Annotated in this window: 16 protein-coding genes; 7 read left to right on the top strand and 9 right to left on the bottom strand. The window is 68.0% G+C overall.

Going from position 1 to position 15576, the window contains the following annotated elements; genetic code table 11:
• Positions 1-272: 272 nt before the first annotated feature.
• Entirely contained in the window at positions 273-1124 is an 852-nt protein-coding gene (locus tag ABIB15_RS14945) for a DNA-methyltransferase (RefSeq protein WP_354480358.1), read from the bottom strand.
• A 57-nt stretch (positions 1125-1181) separates the two neighbouring features.
• Here ABIB15_RS14945 and ABIB15_RS14940 point away from each other — a divergent pair, with 57 nt between their 5' ends.
• Positions 1182-1478, top strand: a complete 297-nt coding sequence (locus ABIB15_RS14940) for a GNAT family N-acetyltransferase (RefSeq protein WP_354480355.1) — start codon at positions 1182-1184, stop codon at positions 1476-1478.
• Here ABIB15_RS14940 and lplAB read toward each other — a convergent pair.
• From lplAB to ABIB15_RS14925, 3 genes are read right to left on the bottom strand one after another with little or no spacing between them, the layout of a single operon-like run.
• Positions 1475-2524, bottom strand: coding sequence for a lipoate-protein ligase LplAB (gene lplAB / locus ABIB15_RS14935; protein ID WP_354480353.1), 1050 nt, complete (start codon positions 2522-2524; stop codon positions 1475-1477). The genes ABIB15_RS14940 and lplAB overlap by 4 nt on opposite strands.
• A complete protein-coding gene (locus tag ABIB15_RS14930) occupies positions 2514-2996 on the bottom strand; it encodes an HIT family protein (protein WP_354480351.1) in 483 nt (160 codons plus the stop codon). The genes lplAB and ABIB15_RS14930 overlap by 11 nt, the downstream gene beginning before the upstream one ends.
• 7 nt (positions 2997-3003) lie before the next feature.
• A complete protein-coding gene (locus ABIB15_RS14925; protein ID WP_354480348.1) occupies positions 3004-4062 on the bottom strand; it encodes a magnesium and cobalt transport protein CorA in 1059 nt (352 codons plus the stop codon).
• A 69-nt stretch (positions 4063-4131) separates the two neighbouring features.
• Here ABIB15_RS14925 and ABIB15_RS14920 point away from each other — a divergent pair, with 69 nt between their 5' ends.
• Complete coding sequence (locus ABIB15_RS14920) at positions 4132-5049, top strand: oxidoreductase (protein ID WP_354480346.1); 918 nt, start codon at positions 4132-4134, stop codon at positions 5047-5049.
• Here the strand turns inward: ABIB15_RS14920 and ABIB15_RS14915 are convergent.
• Complete coding sequence (locus tag ABIB15_RS14915) at positions 4997-5872, bottom strand: alpha/beta hydrolase (RefSeq protein WP_354480343.1); 876 nt, start codon at positions 5870-5872, stop codon at positions 4997-4999. The genes ABIB15_RS14920 and ABIB15_RS14915 overlap by 53 nt on opposite strands.
• A gap of 80 nt (positions 5873-5952) precedes the next feature.
• Positions 5953-7989, bottom strand: coding sequence for a sensor histidine kinase (locus ABIB15_RS14910; RefSeq protein WP_354480340.1), 2037 nt, complete (start codon positions 7987-7989; stop codon positions 5953-5955).
• An 87-nt stretch (positions 7990-8076) separates the two neighbouring features.
• Here ABIB15_RS14910 and ABIB15_RS14905 point away from each other — a divergent pair, with 87 nt between their 5' ends.
• Genes ABIB15_RS14905 through ABIB15_RS14895 form a run of 3 tightly spaced genes read left to right on the top strand, consistent with a single transcriptional unit; the run spans position 8077 to position 10219 of the window.
• Entirely contained in the window at positions 8077-8445 is a 369-nt protein-coding gene (locus ABIB15_RS14905) for a response regulator transcription factor (protein WP_354480338.1), read from the top strand.
• Between the two features lie 41 nt (positions 8446-8486).
• Positions 8487-8918, top strand: coding sequence for a MarR family winged helix-turn-helix transcriptional regulator (locus tag ABIB15_RS14900; protein WP_354480335.1), 432 nt, complete (start codon positions 8487-8489; stop codon positions 8916-8918).
• Complete coding sequence (locus tag ABIB15_RS14895) at positions 8915-10219, top strand: MFS transporter (protein WP_354480332.1); 1305 nt, start codon at positions 8915-8917, stop codon at positions 10217-10219. Before ABIB15_RS14900 ends, ABIB15_RS14895 begins: the two co-directional genes overlap by 4 nt.
• Positions 10220-10227: 8 nt before the next feature.
• Here ABIB15_RS14895 and ABIB15_RS14890 read toward each other — a convergent pair whose 3' ends face one another.
• From ABIB15_RS14890 to ABIB15_RS14880, 3 genes are read right to left on the bottom strand one after another with little or no spacing between them, the layout of a single operon-like run.
• Positions 10228-11073, bottom strand: coding sequence for a transglutaminase family protein (locus ABIB15_RS14890; RefSeq protein ID WP_354480330.1), 846 nt, complete (start codon positions 11071-11073; stop codon positions 10228-10230).
• A complete protein-coding gene (locus ABIB15_RS14885; RefSeq protein WP_354480327.1) occupies positions 11070-11999 on the bottom strand; it encodes an alpha-E domain-containing protein in 930 nt (309 codons plus the stop codon). Before ABIB15_RS14885 ends, ABIB15_RS14890 begins: the two co-directional genes overlap by 4 nt.
• Positions 11993-13660 (bottom strand): circularly permuted type 2 ATP-grasp protein, encoded by a 1668-nt coding sequence (locus ABIB15_RS14880; protein ID WP_354480325.1) that lies wholly within the window; start codon positions 13658-13660, stop codon positions 11993-11995. Before ABIB15_RS14880 ends, ABIB15_RS14885 begins: the two co-directional genes overlap by 7 nt.
• A gap of 105 nt (positions 13661-13765) precedes the next feature.
• Here ABIB15_RS14880 and ABIB15_RS14875 point away from each other — a divergent pair, with 105 nt between their 5' ends.
• Positions 13766-14212: an RrF2 family transcriptional regulator gene (locus ABIB15_RS14875; RefSeq protein ID WP_354480322.1), complete on the top strand. Its 447-nt coding sequence runs from the start codon at positions 13766-13768 to the stop codon at positions 14210-14212.
• A gap of 65 nt (positions 14213-14277) precedes the next feature.
• Positions 14278-15456, top strand: a complete 1179-nt coding sequence (locus ABIB15_RS14870) for a globin domain-containing protein (RefSeq protein ID WP_354480320.1) — start codon at positions 14278-14280, stop codon at positions 15454-15456.
• Positions 15457-15576 lie beyond the last annotated feature (120 nt).

Genomic DNA, 15576 nt, shown 5'->3' with positions numbered 1-15576 from the left:
ACGGCACCGGGGCACTGGAATGGACCTCACCCACCGGGCGGAAGTACATCACCGAACCCGCCACGATCATCCAGGCCGGAGTCAACGACAACCTCCAACGCGCCCTCAACACGACAGCACGCGACGAAGACCGAGAGAACGAGAAGGACGACGACGAACCGCCACCATTCTGAGAACCAAGGCAGCGCTCTGAGAATCGAGCGGGCTCGAGGCGGCTCGGCTTAGGACTTGTGCACGCGGTCGACCATCGGCATTCGGCGGTGCCGGCGCCTTTACTCGAAGGCCACGCCGGCCTTGTCAAGGCGTTTGCGGATCACGGCCACGGCATCCGGGCTCTCGTCGACGAGCACGAACCGGCGCCGCAGGCTCGCGGCCGCCGCGCCCGTCGTGCCGCTGCCGGCGAAGAAGTCGAGCACCCAATCGCCCTCGCGAGTGGAGGCCTGGATCATGCGCCGCAGAATGCCCTCCGGTTTCTGGGTCGGGTAGCCGGTCTTCTCCTTGCCCGTCGGGCTAACGATCGTGTGCCACCAGACATCCGTCGGCAGCTTGCCCTTCGCGACCTTCTCCGGCGTCACCAGCCCGGGAGCCATGTACGGCTCGCGGTCGACCTCTGCCGAATCGAAGTGGTACTTCGCGGGGTTGCGCACGTAGACGAGGATCGTGTCGTGCTTGGCGGGCCAGCGACTCTTGCTCTTGGCGCCGTAGTCGTAGGCCCAGATGATCTCGTTGAGAAAGCACTCCCGGCCGAACAGGGCGTCGAGCAGCACCTTCGCGTAGTGCGCCTCGCGGTAGTCGAGATGCAGGTAGAGCGTGCCGTTGTCGGACAGCAGGCGCCAGGCCTCGGCCAGACGTGGCTCGAGAAACGACCAGTAGTCCTCGAAGCGGTCGTCGTAGCTCATCAGATCACCGCGGATGCGATCGTACTGCTGCCCCTTGAAGCCCGTGATCGCGCCGGTGGCCGACCGCACGCTCGTGGTCGACTGGCGGGACTGGCTGCGCCCGGTGTTGAAGGGCGGATCCAGGTAGACGGCGGTGAACGCACCGTCGGGCAGGGCCGAGACGACGGCGAGGTTGTCGCCCTGGATCACCCGGTTGGCGGATGTCGGGGTCCAGGGTGCGGGCATGGTTCATTCTCTCGCACTCGCGTTGCCGCATCGGGCGCACGAACGTACGCTGGATCGATGACTGAACTTCGGAATCTCGTGGCCGAGAACCAGTACCTCTTCAGCGTCGGCGGCGAGGAGGTGGGTCTTGCCGACTACCGCGTGATCGGCGATGAGATCCACATCACCCACACCGAGATCACACCCCGGCTGCGCGGCTCGGGCCTGGGGGCGCGAATGGTTCGAGCGTTGCTCGACAGCATCCGCTCCGACACCGACTACCGGGTCATCGCCGACTGCGGCTTCGTGCGCGATTTCCTGCGCCGCAATCCCGAGTACGCGGAGCTTCAGACCCGCCGGACAAGCTCTTCCTAGGGAACGCGCTGCAGCCAGTCCTCCGTGCCGAACTTCTCGACGACGAGCAGCGACGCCTTCTCGAGCTCGTCCGGCGTGACGCTGCTCGGGGTCGAACCGTAGAGTCCGGTGAACGTGGCCACCATCTGGTCGATGATCGCCGAGCGGCTCAGGCCGGTCTGGCTGCGCAGCGGGTCCACGCGCTTCGCGGCGCTCTTGGTGCCCTTGTCGCTCATCTTCTCGCGGCCGATGCGCAGCACCTGCACCATCTTGTCGCCGTCCATGTCGTAGCTCATCGTGACGTGGTGCAGCACGGCGCCGGTGCCGAGCCGCTTCTGCGCGGCACCACCGATCTTGCCGCTGGGACTCGTGATGTCATTCAGCGGCTGGTACGAGGCGTCGATCCCGAGGTTCTTGAGTGCGATGATGACCCACTCGTCGAGGTACGCGTAGGAATCGGCGAAGGTCATTCCCTGGACGAGATCCGACGGCGCGTAGATCGAGTAGGTGATCGCGGTGCCGGCCTCCATGAACATGGCCCCGCCCCCGCTGATCCGGCGCACGACCGAGAAGCCGTGCTTGTCGGCGTTCACTAGGTCGACCTCGTTCTTCACCGATTGGAAGCTGCCGATGACGACGGCGGGGGCATCCCACTCCCACAGCCGCAGGGTCGGCTCGCGGCGACCGGCGCCGACCTCCTCAGCCAGCACCTGGTCGAGCGCCATCTGCATCAGCGGCGAGTAGGCCGTGCCGTGGATGACCTGCCAGTTATAGTCGCCCCAGTTCGTTGCCCGCGCCAGCGACCGGCGCACGGCGACGGCCACCGACTCCGGCGAGAACCCGAGCAGCAGCGCGTCGTCAGGAAGCGCGGCGCGCACCGCCGCGGCGATGCGCTTGGCGTCGCTCGTCTCCGGCAGGCCGTTCACAGCCGCGTTGATCGCCTCGAGCGCGCTGTCGGGCTCGAGGAAGAAGTCTCCGGCGAGCCGGAAGTTCGCGATCGCGCCCTGTTCGACATCGAGATCGACGACGACGAGCTTGCCGCCGGGAACCTTGAACTCACCGTGCATTGTCGTGCCTTTCGTTGTCGCCCAGCCTAAGCGCCCCGGAGGGTCCGTCTTCCGGGACGAATTCGCTGTGCCCGTGCGCGCGCATCCTGTCACGCAACCGGGCGGCGGCCTCGTCGAGGTCCGCCGGCCGGGCTGCCCGGTCGATCCCGGCGGGGTGGAACTCGTACGGCGACCACGAGGGCCACACATGGATGTGCACGTGCGGAACCATGTAGCCCTCGATCATGAGGCCGGCACGGTCGCTTCCCCACTCCTCGCGCTGCGCCTCGCCGATCTTGTGCGCGATCGTCATCAGGTGCGCCATTGTCTGCTCGCCGACGTCCAGCCAGCGGTCGACCTCGATGCGCGGCACCACGAGCACGTGCCCCGGCGAGCGCGGCTCGATCGTGAGGAACGCGACGGCGACCTCGTCGCGCCAGATGAACCGCGCCGGCAGCTCCCCGCGAATGATTCTGCTGAAGATCGAGGTCATCGCGCTCTCACAGCCAGCGTTTCGCCTTGAACACCGAGTAGAGCACCCCGCCCATCGCGACCATCGCCACCACCGCGAGGGGGTACCCGAATCTCCAGTGCAACTCGGGCATGACATCGAAATTCATCCCATAGATCGTGCCGATGAGCGTCGGGGCGAAGAGGATCGCGGCCCACGACGAGATCTTCTTTGTCTGTTCAGTCTGCGCGAGGGTCGTCTCGGACAACTTTCTGGTCTCCTCGTTCTGGGCGAGGCTCGCCTCGGTCAACCGGCGCATCTCGTCATTCTGCTGCTGGCTCACCAGGGTGGTGTTGACCGCGAGAGCGTTCTGCAGCAACAGGCGGAAGGCGTCGGCGCGCTCCGTCACCTTGAGGGCGTGGTCGAGAACATCCCGCAGCAAGCGCTGGAGCTCGAGGTCGAGCAGATACTTGTCCGAGCCTCGAAGCAGGCTTTCGAGCATCGCGACGAGCGGGAACGACGCCCGCTGGAACTCGGTGACCTCGCGATGGAGCTCGTAGATGCGGCGTGACACCTCGGCGTCGTTCCCGAAGAGCTGGTCCTCGATCTCGTCGATGTCGTTCTCGAGGCCGGCAAGCACCGGGCCGTACTCGTCGACGACCTGGTCGAGCACCGCGTAGAGCACCGACTCGGGGCCGAGCGCCAGCAGTTCGGGGTTCTCCTCGAGGCGCCGCCGCACCCGCTTCAGGTCGGGTGACTCGGCGTGCCGAATGGTGACCACGAATCCGGGACCGAGGAATACATGCAACTCGCCGAACTCCACCTTCTCCTCCGCGTCGAGGTATCGAGCCGGTCGCAAGACGACGAACAGAGTGTCGCCATAGCGCTCGAGCTTCGCTCGCTGGTGACCGGCCAGCGCATCGTCCACCGCCAAGAAGTGCAACCCGAACTCGGTGGCGACGCCCCTGATCTCCTCGGCATCCGGGCGGTAGAGCCCGATCCAGGCCATGCCCTTGCGCTCCCGCAGCACCTCGAAGGTCTCCTCGACGCTGCGCGGGTTCTCGGTGCGGTGGCCATCCACATAAACAGCGTTGTCGACGAGCGGCACATTGACCTCCAGAAGCAGGGAACGACGACGACCAGACTACGTTCAAGATCGACGAACTACGGTTGCATCATGCCCGCAACCAACTGGACCACCGCCGACCTTCCCGAACTCGCCGGCCACAGCGTCATCGTCACTGGCGGCAACAGCGGGATTGGCTTCGAGGCAGCCAAGGCGCTGGCTGGGCGCGGCGCGCGAGTCGTCCTCGCCGTGCGGGATCCCAAGCGCGGCGCGGATGCCGCGGGCGCGATCGCCGGATCGGTCGAGGTGCGCAGGCTCGACCTCGCCGACCTCGCCTCCGTGCGCGAGTTCGCTCAGGACTGGAGCGGAGACATCCACGCGCTCATCAACAACGCCGGCATCATGGCACCCCCGCTCTCCCGCACCAAGGACGGATTCGAGTCGCAGTTCGGCACGAACCACCTCGGCCACTTCGCGCTCACCAACCTGCTGTTGCCGCGCATCACCGGCCGGGTCGTTACGGTCGCGAGCCTCGCCCACCGCGGAGGCAAGATCGACAACGTCGACCCGAACTGGAGCACCCGCACCTACCGACGGTGGGAGGCGTACGGCCAGTCCAAGCTCGCGAACCTGCTGTTCACGCTCGAGTTGCAGCGGCGCCTCAGCGAGGACGGCTCCCCCGTGATCGCAACGGCCGCTCATCCCGGGTGGGCAGCGACGAACCTGCAGAAGTCCGACAACCGCTTCGGCGCGGCTCTCGCGAAGCTCGGCAACCGGCTCCTCTCGCAGGATGCCGCGGGCGGCGCCCTGCCGACGCTGTTCGCCGCGACGGCGGACGTGCCCGGCGGCAGCTACGTCGGGCCGGCCGGCCGAGGCGAGCTGAAGGGCACGCCGGTTCTCGTGAAGCGATCCGCCGCGGCATCCGACCCCGCCGTCGCGGCGCGGCTCTGGAGCCTCTCCGAGGAGCTGACCCAGGTCACCTACCCCGAGCGAAGTGGCCGTCGAGCCACTTCAACAGATCAGCCGTGACCTCGGGATAGTTCGTCTCGTTGTAGATCTCGTGCCGCGCGTCGGTGTAGATGATCAGCTCGACATCAGTGAGCCGCGAACGTATCACGTAGGCCTGGGCAAGCAGTTCCGCGCTCGCCGTGCCGCCGAACGGGTCATCGCTGCCGACCTGGATGAGCAGCGGGATGTCGTGCTTCAGCTGCTTCGCCGGCTTGCCGAGCAGGCCTAGTGCGTCGCGCAGCCCGAAGAGCTTGATGGCATCGGCGGTGAACGCGAGCTCGTCGGCGAGGAACGCCGCCGAGACCTTCTCGTCGCGGCTCAGCCACTCGTAGCCCGTGTCGCCGAGGTGCGAGTGTTTGGCGTTGAGGTCGCCGCCCTTCATGTGCACGAAGGTGCGGTAGGCGGTTCCCGACAGCACGACTGCGTCGTACTCGTGCGAGTGGTCGTTGATGATCTTCTGAACGATGATCGACCCCCAGCTGTGCCCGAACAGGACGAGGGGGACATCGGGGTTCTCGCCGCGGATGATGGCGCTGAGGTCGCGCACCGCCTCCACGGTCGCCTTCATGCCGCCCGGGCCCAACCGGCCGAGACGGGAGTGGTCGCCGCCGTGCTGGCCGAGGCCGGTCTTCCCGTGCCCGCGGTGATCGTCGGCGTAGACCGTGTAGCCGTCGCCTACGAGCGCTTGGGCGAGCCGCTCGTAGCGCGCGGCGTACTCGCCGAGCCCGTGCGCGATCTGCACGATGCCGCGCGGCTTGCCGGTTTTCCACACGTAGTAGTGAACCGTGACGCCGTGGGCGTCGGTGAAGGTGTGGTCCTGCCGCGCCGCAGTGAACTGGATCACCGTGTGTCCTCCTCGAACGCCTCCATTGTATTGGCGCGAGTGCACCGGCGCGCGGACGCAGGGCGGGTGACGGCGCGCGCCTAACCTGCCACGATCGCGGGCTCCTCCGACACGGCCGTCACTGCCGGCAACGCGATCTTGACGGTCGTCCCGTGCGGCTCGGCGTCGGTGATGGTGACGTACCCACCCAGGCGGTCGACGAGCGACTGCACGATCGAGAGGCCGAGACCCGTTCCCGGCATACCCTTCAGCGTCGCTGCCGGCGACCGGTAGAACCGCTCGAAGACGTGCTCCACGTCCTCCGACGGAATGCCGGGGCCGCTGTCGGTCACGACGACCTCGACGTGGTCGCCGCGCAGCGACGACGACAGCTCCACGGAGCCGTGCTCCGGCGTGAACTTGAGGGCGTTCGACAGCACGTTGGAGACGATCCGCGAGAGGTCACGCACGTCGCAGAGAACCTCGGGGTCCGCGAGGTCGACGCTCACCGTGACGGTCTGGTTGCGGCCGAGCGCCGCGTCGCCCTGCTGGCCGATGCAGGCGCGCAGCACGCTGTTCACATCGACGGCCGCGACCGGGCGGATGGAGTTCTGGGTCGTCATGCTGGAGATCTCGAGGAGGTTCTCGACGAGGTCGGTGAGGCGCCGGGCGTTGCGGAGGATGATGCGAACATAGGCCTGGTCGTCGCCCGTCGTCGTCTCCTCGAGCTCCTCCGCGAAGCCGAGGATGCTCGTGATCGGGGTGCGCAGCTCGTGGCTCACCGACGATGCGAAGTTGTCCTTCTGGCGGCTCAGGTCGCGAAGCCGCTCCGCGACATCCTGCTCCTGCCGCAGGGCGTCGATGGTGGCGCGCTCCGCCTCGCGCCTGGCCGTCACGTCGATCAGCTGTGCCGTTGCGACGGCCGCGCCGTCCTCGCCGCCGAACCTCGTCACGAAGACCTCGATGAGGTGCCCGCTCTGAAGCTCGATGTCGCCGCTGAACTGCTCGCCAGCATCCGTCAGCACCTTCGCGACGACCTCGACGAAAGGGCTGCCTCCGCGGATCGGGACGAGCATCTCGGTGCGCGTCGGCTGGGCGAGCTCGGGCCAGTCGAGGAGCTGGGCGGCGACGGAGTTGCCCTCGACCGCCCTGATCGAGTCGGTGTCGTGCTGCGCGAGGATCACGAATCCCACCTGCGCGCCGACGAATCCGCCGCGCAGGAGCTGCTCCCTCGCCTCCACCTCGAGCGCGAGGTTCTCGCGCTCGCGGCGGGCGGTCGAGAGGAAGAGCATCGTCGCCGCCTGGGAGATGAGATAGACCTGCAGAAGTTCGGTGCTGGTCAGGAAACCGTTGAATCCTTCATGGACGAACGGTCCGCCTCCCACCGAGGTGAGCACGGTCACGCAGACGCCGGTGATGAGGATCTCCACCGCGACAAACTTCACTCCGAACCGGAAGGTGGCCCAGCCGAGCACGGGGAAGGTGAGGAAGGCGAGAGACAGAATCTGGCCCGGCGAGAACACAAGGAACACGACTGCGGCGAGGACCGCCAGCTGGATGAGCCGCTCGGCGCCGCGGCCTACGCGCAGCGACGAGGCACTGGCAAGCACCGTCGGCACGATCACGATCACAGCGGAAGCGTGGGAGACCGCGAGCGCCACACCGCTCGCCAGGAAGTCGCCGCCGAGCAGCATCCACACCATTCCCCCGGCCAGCAGCCCGAAGACGGTAGCGCCTGCGAGGACGGCGCCGAGCAGGCGGGCGACGTCGGGCATGCCCTCGAGCCTGGCTGCGCGCCCGCCGCGGGTGATGAGCGCGGAAACCAGCCAGGCCTCGCAGGCGTTTGCCACACCGAACAGCACCGCGACCTCGAGCGGCCGGCCGGCGACGTAGTTCGATGCCGTCGTGACGAGCGCGATCGCGATCGCCATCCGCCAGGCGGGACCCTTCGCGAACAGCATCGCGGCCACGCCCAACCCCGCCGCCGGCCACCACGCGGCGAAGTTCGACCCCGGCGGGGTGAGGAAGACGGCGGCGAGGCCGAGCACGTACATGAGAAACAGGGTGAAGATGTGCGCGAGCAGGCGCGAGCTTCCGCGTGCAGCGCGCACCGACGACACGATGTTTTGTCCAGCCATGATGCTCCCCCTCGACGGCCCCCGAAGATGACAAGATTGGTCCGCGTTACTCGTAAACTTAGTGGCGCACAAAGGGGGACGGTGGCAATGGCGCGAATTCTCGTGGTCGAAGATGATCCGGACGTGCTGACCCTCGTGATGCACAAGCTGCGGCGGGCCGGTCACGACGTGACGTCGGCGATGGACGGTGAGGCCGGTCTGGCCTCCGTTCGCGCGGAGCATCCGGAGCTCGTGATCCTCGACTGGATGATGCCGAGGATGACCGGGCTCGAGGTCTGCCACGCCGTGCGCGAGGATCCCGCGGTGTCGAGGACCCGCATCCTGATGCTGACGGCGAAGGCACAGGAGGAGGATGTCGAGCGCGCGTTCGCGTCGGGCGCCGACGATTACATCCTCAAGCCGTTCAACTCGAAAGAGCTCCTCGCACGCATCGACGCGCTGCTCGCGCGGGAGTAGCACATTTGCTTAGCTAGGCTAATTTGTTAGGCTAAGCAATCATGACCGACGAGCCCGACACCCATGACCTGAGCTCCGAGCTGCGGGCCTCCGTAATCCGGCTCGCCCGGCGCTTGCGGGCCGAAAAGGCCGATGACGGGCTCACCGACGGGCAGACGACCGTTCTGGGCGTGCTCGCGGTGCGCGGCGCCCAGACCCTCAGCCAGCTCGGCGAGATCGAGCGGGTCACCCTCCCGTCGATGAACCGCACCGTGAATGCCCTCGTCGCGGCGGGCTACGTCGATCGGCACCCGTCGACGGACGACCGGCGCAAGGTGCTGCTGGCGTTGAGCGCCAACGGCACAGACATCGTGCGGGAGACCAGGCGGCGGCGCGACGAATGGCTCTGCGGACGACTCGAGACACTGACACCGGCGCAGCGCAGTTCGCTCTCCGAGGCGGCCGCAGTGCTGCAGGGACTCGCCGAGAGTTGAGCGCAATGTTCCGCTCGCTGAGCGGGTTCAACTATCGCGTCTGGGCCGCCGGCGCTCTCGTGTCGAACGTCGGCACCTGGATGCAACGCACCGCGCAGGACTGGCTCGTGCTCACCCAGCTGACGGATAACGACGCCGTCGCAGTCGGCATCGTGATGGCCCTCCAGTTCGGCCCCCAGCTGATCCTGCTCCCGCTGACCGGACTCGTCGCCGATCGATTCGACCAGCGTCGAATCCTCATGACGACGCAGGCGCTGATGGGGGTGCTCGGCCTCGCCCTCGGGGTTCTGACCATCACCGGCGCCGTCGAGCTCTGGCACGTGTACGTCTTCGCGGCCCTGCTCGGCTGTGTCGCGGCGTTCGACGCTCCGGCCCGGCAGACCTTCGTCTCGCAACTGGTCGGCCGCAGCAACCTCTCCAACGCCGTGGCGCTGAACTCGGCGTCATTCAGCGCGGCGCGGATGATCGGGCCGGCCGTCGCGGGCCTGCTCACGGTGCTCGTAGGTGCTGGTCCGGTGTTCCTCATCAACGCCGCGTCCTTCGCGGCGGTGCTCCTCTCGCTCACCTTCCTGCGCGTGCGGGAGCTCCGGCCGGCGCCACGGGCGGTGCGTGAGCGCGGCAACCTCGTCGGCGGCTTCCGTTACGTCGCCCGGCGGCCCGACATCCTCGTGATCCTCGTCATGGTCTTCCTCATCGGCACCTTCGGGCTCAACTTCGGCATCTACATCGCGACAATGGCGCGGGTGGAGTACGCGGCCGGGGCGGCCGAGTTCGGCGTGCTCTCATCGGTGATGGCCGTGGGGTCGGTCACCGGTGCGCTCCTGTCGGCGCGCCGGGAGACTCCGCGCCTGCGGTTCCTGCTCGCGTCGGCGGGCGTGTTCGGAATCGGATGCCTCGTCGCGGCGATCGTGCCGACGCTGTGGTCGTTCGGGCTCGCCCTCGTGCTCGTCGGGGTCGCCGCGCAGACCTTCATGACCACGGCCAACGGCATGGTGCAGCTCTCGACCGATCCCGCCGTGCGGGGCCGGGTGATGGCGATCTACATGGCCATCTTCATGGGCGGCACCCCGATCGGAGCGCCCGTCGTCGGCCTCGTCGCGAACGAACTGGGGCCGAGGTTCTCGCTCGGTGTCGGTGCGGCATCCGGATTCGCGGCGGCGATCGTCGGCCTCGTCTGGATGGTCCGACACCAGCACCTGCGGACCTGGCGCGCGGGCTGGCGGGTCGGTGTCACGCACGACGGCGGGAGGCGCGCCAGCGACGTCGTCGTCATCGACGAGGCCGCGGTGCAGCGCTCCTGATCGACGCGTCAGCTCTCGCGGGTGATCTCGACCTTGACGAAGAGCTGTGATGTGAACGGGCCGGCGTAGACGCCACGCAGCGGCGGCACGTCGTTGTAGTCGCGTCCGCGGCCGACCGTCACGTGCCGGTCGCCGATGTCGATGAGGTTCGTCGGGTCGTAGCCGCGCCACTCGCCGCAGAACCACTCGACCCACGCGTGCGACTCCCCGGCGACGGTCTCGCCGATCGCGGCATCCGGTTTCGGGTGCAGGTAGCCCGACACGTACCGCGCGGGGATCCCGACCGAGCGAAGCGCCCCGATCGCGAGGTGCGCGATGTCCTGGCAGACACCCTTGCGGTGGGCCCAGGCTTCCTTTGCGGTGGTCGTCACCGCCGTGACGCCCTGCATGTACTCGACGGCGTTGCCGATCGCGACGCAGATGCGCTCGGCGGCCTCGCAGGGGCTCACGCAGTCGTCGGCGATCGCCCGCGCGAGCGCGATGACCTCCTCTGGCGGGTCGGTGCGCGGCGTCTGCCCGCGCTGTTCGACGAACTCGGTCGCGCGCTCGGCGGCGACGGCGAGGTCATCCCAGCTGATGGTGTGCGCCGAGTGCACCTTGGGCCGCACCTCCACGAGGCTCGTCGCGGTGAGGGCGAGCTCCCGGTGCGGGGTGAGGATCTCGAACGTCGACACCCGGCTGCCCCAGTAGTCGACGTAGTTATGACTCGCCGACATCGGACGGATCTCAAGGTTCGAGTACAGCACGAGCTGCCCGTCGGCGCTCGTGGGCAGCATCCGCGCCTCGTTGTACGACGCGGTGACCTCGCCGCCATAGTGGAAGCCGGTCGTGTGGGTGATGCGCAGGCGGTTCACGAGTTCTCACTCACCCAGTTCGGTGCGGCGTTCGATGGGAAATAGCGTTGCCGGATGGCCTCGGATGCGGCGCTCGTGGCGAGCTGCACGCTGTCCATGTGGTGAGGCAGGTCGTCGAGGATCTCCACGATCGGCCGGTACTCCAGCTGGCTGCGGATCTGGCCGAGCAGCCGCTGCGCCTGGTCGCTCGTGCCCGACCTGTCGGCGCGCGGGTCGATGTCACGCATGCACGCCTCGGCCCGGCGCACCGAGAAGAGGATCGAGCGGGGGAACAACCGGTCGAGCAGCAGGAACTCGGCCGCGTTCTTGGCACTCGGCACGCCGCGGTAGGTGCGCAGGTAGGCCTCATAGGCGCCACAGGAGCGCAGGATCGTGGTCCACGACGGGCCGCTCGCCTCGGTCAGCGACCGCGTGGCGAGCAGCCTGGCGGTCATGTCGGCGCGCTCGATGCTGCGGCCGAGGGTGAAGAACTGCCAGGCCTCGTCACGGCTCGTGGCCGACTCGATGATGCCCACCGCGAGGGCGGAGCGCTCGCGAACCCAACCGAAGAACTCGTGCACCTTGTCGCCGGCGACCTTGCGCGGCATCCGGGCCCTCGTCGTGTTGAGGCACTCCCAGAGCTCGCTCGAGACGATCTCGCGGGCGCGCCGGGCGTTCTCCCGTGCGGCGCCGAGCGAGTAGGCGATGGATGCCGGCTCGGAGCGGTCGACCGCGAGCAGCGCGAGCACGTCGGCGCGCGAGATCTCGCGGTCCTCGGGAACCTCGGCTCCCATCACGCTGAGCAGCGACCGGCAGGCGAGGTTCTCCTCGATCCACGGGTCCTCGAGCAGCAGCTGCAGGTGCACATCGAGGATGCGCGCCGTGCCGTCGCTGCGTTCGATGTAGCGGCCGATCCAGAAGAGGCTCTCGGCGATCCGGCTTAGCATGATGACTCCTCGCTGGACTGCTGCTGTTGCTGCTCCTGCTGCCCCTGATCGCGCGGCCGGTCCATCAGCGGGTGATCCTGTGGGTGGTCCTGCGCGGCATGCTCGGCAAGCATGTCCGCGGTGATGATCGTGATCGACTCGGTCGGCGCCGCCTGGTCCGCGACGAGGCCCTGGATGCTGTGCCGCGATACCTGCAGAGGCTCCCGGCCGACCACCCAGGTGTCTTTCGACCCGCCGCCCTGGCTGCTGTTGACGACCAGTTGCCCCTCGGGGAGAGCCACGCGGGTGAGCCCTCCAGGGAGCACCCAGACGTCGCTGCCGTCGTTGACGGCGAACGGGCGCAGGTCGGCGTGGCGGGCGCGGAGGCCGTCGTCGACGAGCGTCGGGATCGTCGAGAGCTGCACCACCGGCTGCGCGATCCAGCCTCGGGGGTCGGCGATGAGTCGCTTGCGCAGCGCCTCGAGCTCGGCGCGCGAGGCATCCGGTCCCACGACCAGCCCCTTGCCGCCCGAGCCGTCGACGGGCTTCACGACGAGCTGGTCGAGCCGGTCGAGCACCTCCTCGAGCGCTCCCGGGTCCTCGAGCCGCCAGGTGTCGACGTTCGGCAGGATCGGGTCTTCGCCGAGGTAGTAGCGGGTGAGGTCGGGCAGGTAGGTGTAGACGAGCTTGTCGTCGGCGACGCCGTTGCCGATCGCGTTGGCGATCGTGACGTTGCCGAGTCGGGCGGCCAGCAGCAGCCCGGGCGAGCCGAGCATCGAGTCGGCGCGGAACTGCAGCGGGTCGAGGAACTCGTCGTCGACGCGGCGGTAGATCACGTCGACGCGCGTCGGGCCCGACGTCGTGCGCATCCAGACCTTGCCGCCGGAACAGAACAGGTCGCGGCCCTCGACGAGCTCGATGCCCATGAGCCGGGCGAGCAGGGTGTGCTCGAAGTATGCCGAGTTATAGACGCCGGGCGTGAGCACGACGATCGTCGGATCGTCGACACCCTCCGGGGCGCTCGCGCGCAGGGCGTGGAGCAGCTTGTTGGGGTAGTCCCCGACCGGGCGCACCCTCATGCTCACGAACAGCTCGGGCAGCGTCTGCGCCATGACCCGGCGGTTGGAGATCACGTAGCTGACGCCGCTCGGCACCCGCACGTTGTCTTCGAGCACGCGCCAGGCGCCGGCCTCGTCACGGATGAGGTCGATGCCGGAGACCTGGATGCGCACTCCGTTGGCGGGGTCGATGCCGGCGGCCTGGCGGTGGAAGTGGCTCGACGAGCTGATGAGCCCCGCGGGGATGATGCCGTCGCGCACGGCGTTCTGCGGGCCGTAGATGTCGGCGAGGAACGCCTCGAGGGCGAGCACGCGCTGCTTGACCCCGGCCTCGACGTTGGCCCACTCGGCCTGGTCGATGACCCGCGGAACGGCATCCAGCGGGAAGGGACGCTCCTCGCCGGCGAAGTCGAACGTGACGCCCTGGGCGAGGTACGAGCTCGCGAGCGCCTCAGCGCGGCCCCGCAACTCGTCCTGCGTCATATGCGAGAGCGCGGTGTGGATCTCCCGATAGGCCGCGCGAGCAGAATCGGACGTTTCGAACATTTCGTCGAATGGATGCGCGCCCTTGCGCATCTTCGCCGCCGCGGTCGCGGCCGCGTAGCCGTCAAAGAGGTCTCCCATTTGCCCACTCTATTGGGCACGTGTTGCGGGAGTGTTTCGATTGCGCCGCTATCCGGCGTCGGCACCGGGGCCTCCGCGGCCGCCACGCGGACCTAGTCTTGACCCATGAGGATCAGCGCATTTTCTGACGTCTGCCTCCGGGTGATGATGCTGCTCGCCGCGCCCACCGATCTCGGCCTCACGACGGCGCGGGTGATCGCTGAACAGGTGGGCACGCCCTACAACCACGTGAGCAAGGCCGTCATCCGGCTTCGGGAACTCGGCCTCGTCGAGGTGGTTCGCGGCCGCAGCGGCGGTGTGCGCCTGAGCGCCCAGGGCCGCCAGGCCACGGTGGGCTGGCTGCTGCGCCGCCTCGACACCCGAACGGATGTCGCCGCCTGCGAGACCCCCCACGGCCCGTGCCCTCTCCTGGCCGGATGCGGGCTGCGAAGCGCTCTCGGCCGCGCCCGAGAAGCGTTCTACGCCGAGCTCGATCCGCTCGTCATCGCGAGCCTGCCGCACGGCAGCCTCGCGGGACCGGTTCTCGTGGGACTCACCACCCGCCCACGCTGACCACGGTCAAATACTTGCTTATTGAATGCTAGATTTAGAGCTTCCCTACGGAAGAAGGCGCACGAATGCTCTCAGCATCCTCGACCCCGATCATCGAAGCCACCCTGCCGCTTGTCGGCGAGCGAATGCCCGCGATCGCGCGCAATTTCTATAGCCGCATGCTCACCGCGCACCCGGAGCTGTTCGACGGGCTGTTCAGCCGCTCGAACCAGAAGAATGGCTCCCAGCAACAGGCCCTCGCGGGGAGCATCGCCGCGTTCGCAACCCACCTGGTCGCGAACCCGGGCACGACCCCTGAGGCGCTCCTGAGCCGCATCGCCCACAAGCACGTGTCCCTCGACATCCGTCCCGAACAGTACGACGTGGTCTACAAGTACCTCTTCGAGGGAATCGCCGACGAGCTCAGCGACGTCATCACGGCCGAGATCGCTGACGCCTGGACAGAGGTGTACTGGCTCATGGCCCACGCCCTGATCAAGCTGGAGAACGGCCTGTATGCGGGCCTGGCGAGCAAGAACGCCCTCGCCCCGTGGATCGTCACCGACAAGACGGCCGCGGGAACCGAGTCGATGACCTTCACCCTCGTGCCCGCCGACGGCACGCCCGTGTCGAAGTCGCTCCCGGGGCAGTACGTCAGCGTGAGCGTGATGATGCCCGATGGCATCCGCCAGGTTCGCCAGTACTCGCTGTCGGCGGGAACCGGTACCGATGTGCGGGTCTTCACGACCAAGCTCGATGCCGACGGTGAGGTCTCGCCCATTCTGCACCGCGACGTGCAGGTCGGCGACACGCTCGTCCTGTCGCACCCGTGCGGCGACGTGACCCTCGCCGACGGCGACGGCGCCCTCATCCTCGCCTCGGCCGGAATCGGCTGCACACCGAGCGCGTCCATTCTGCGCTCACTCGTCGAAAGGAATTCCCAGCGCGCCGTCACGGTGCTCCACGCCGAGAGCACCTCGGAGCGCTGGGCCATGCGCGAGCAGATGGTCGACGACGTCGACCAGCTCGACTTCGCCGCCCTCGAGCTCTGGCTCGAGAACCCGGTGGAGGGCGCCGACGACGGCGCCCACACCGGCTTCATGTCACTCGACAACGTCGAGATCCCCGCCGGCGCCACGCTCTACCTGTGCGGGCCCCTCCCGTTCATGCGCGTCATCCGCAACCAGGCGCTCAATTCGGGGGTTCCCGCGGCGAACATCCACTACGAGGTCTTCGGACCGGACCTCTGGCTCGCCTCCGCGTAAGCGCGGGCGCACTTCACTGGGAAGAACAGCTGATATGTAGTTGCTTTTGTCAAGTGGGCAGGGTGAAGCGGCGTCCGGGATGATCGTTCCCGGGCGCCGCTTCTGCTGGTCATCGAGTCG

It is taken from the genome of Marisediminicola sp. UYEF4 (assembly GCF_040546025.1).
In the GTDB taxonomy this organism is placed as follows: Bacteria; Actinomycetota; Actinomycetes; order Actinomycetales; family Microbacteriaceae; genus Marisediminicola.
The sequence above is the reverse complement of the archived record's forward strand: the minus strand, read 5'-3'. Positions and strand labels throughout refer to the sequence as shown.

Excerpts from the sequence above, each read along its gene's own strand:
- ABIB15_RS14905 (WP_354480338.1), top strand. The coding sequence starts at position 8,077 with ATGGCGCGAATTCTCGTGGTCGAAGATGATCCGGACGTGCTGACCCTC.
- ABIB15_RS14930 (WP_354480351.1), bottom strand. The coding sequence starts at position 2,996 with ATGACCTCGATCTTCAGCAGAATCATTCGCGGGGAGCTGCCGGCGCGG.
- ABIB15_RS14945 (WP_354480358.1), bottom strand. The coding sequence starts at position 1,124 with ATGCCCGCACCCTGGACCCCGACATCCGCCAACCGGGTGATCCAGGGC.
- ABIB15_RS14885 (WP_354480327.1), bottom strand. The coding sequence starts at position 11,999 with ATGCTAAGCCGGATCGCCGAGAGCCTCTTCTGGATCGGCCGCTACATC.
- ABIB15_RS14920 (WP_354480346.1), top strand. The coding sequence starts at position 4,132 with ATGCCCGCAACCAACTGGACCACCGCCGACCTTCCCGAACTCGCCGGC.
- lplAB (WP_354480353.1), bottom strand. The coding sequence starts at position 2,524 with ATGCACGGTGAGTTCAAGGTTCCCGGCGGCAAGCTCGTCGTCGTCGAT.
- ABIB15_RS14900 (WP_354480335.1), top strand. The coding sequence starts at position 8,487 with ATGACCGACGAGCCCGACACCCATGACCTGAGCTCCGAGCTGCGGGCC.
- ABIB15_RS14940 (WP_354480355.1), top strand. The coding sequence starts at position 1,182 with ATGACTGAACTTCGGAATCTCGTGGCCGAGAACCAGTACCTCTTCAGC.
- ABIB15_RS14875 (WP_354480322.1), top strand. The coding sequence starts at position 13,766 with ATGAGGATCAGCGCATTTTCTGACGTCTGCCTCCGGGTGATGATGCTG.
- ABIB15_RS14870 (WP_354480320.1), top strand. The coding sequence starts at position 14,278 with ATGCTCTCAGCATCCTCGACCCCGATCATCGAAGCCACCCTGCCGCTT.
- ABIB15_RS14910 (WP_354480340.1), bottom strand. The coding sequence starts at position 7,989 with ATGGCTGGACAAAACATCGTGTCGTCGGTGCGCGCTGCACGCGGAAGC.
- ABIB15_RS14880 (WP_354480325.1), bottom strand. The coding sequence starts at position 13,660 with ATGGGAGACCTCTTTGACGGCTACGCGGCCGCGACCGCGGCGGCGAAG.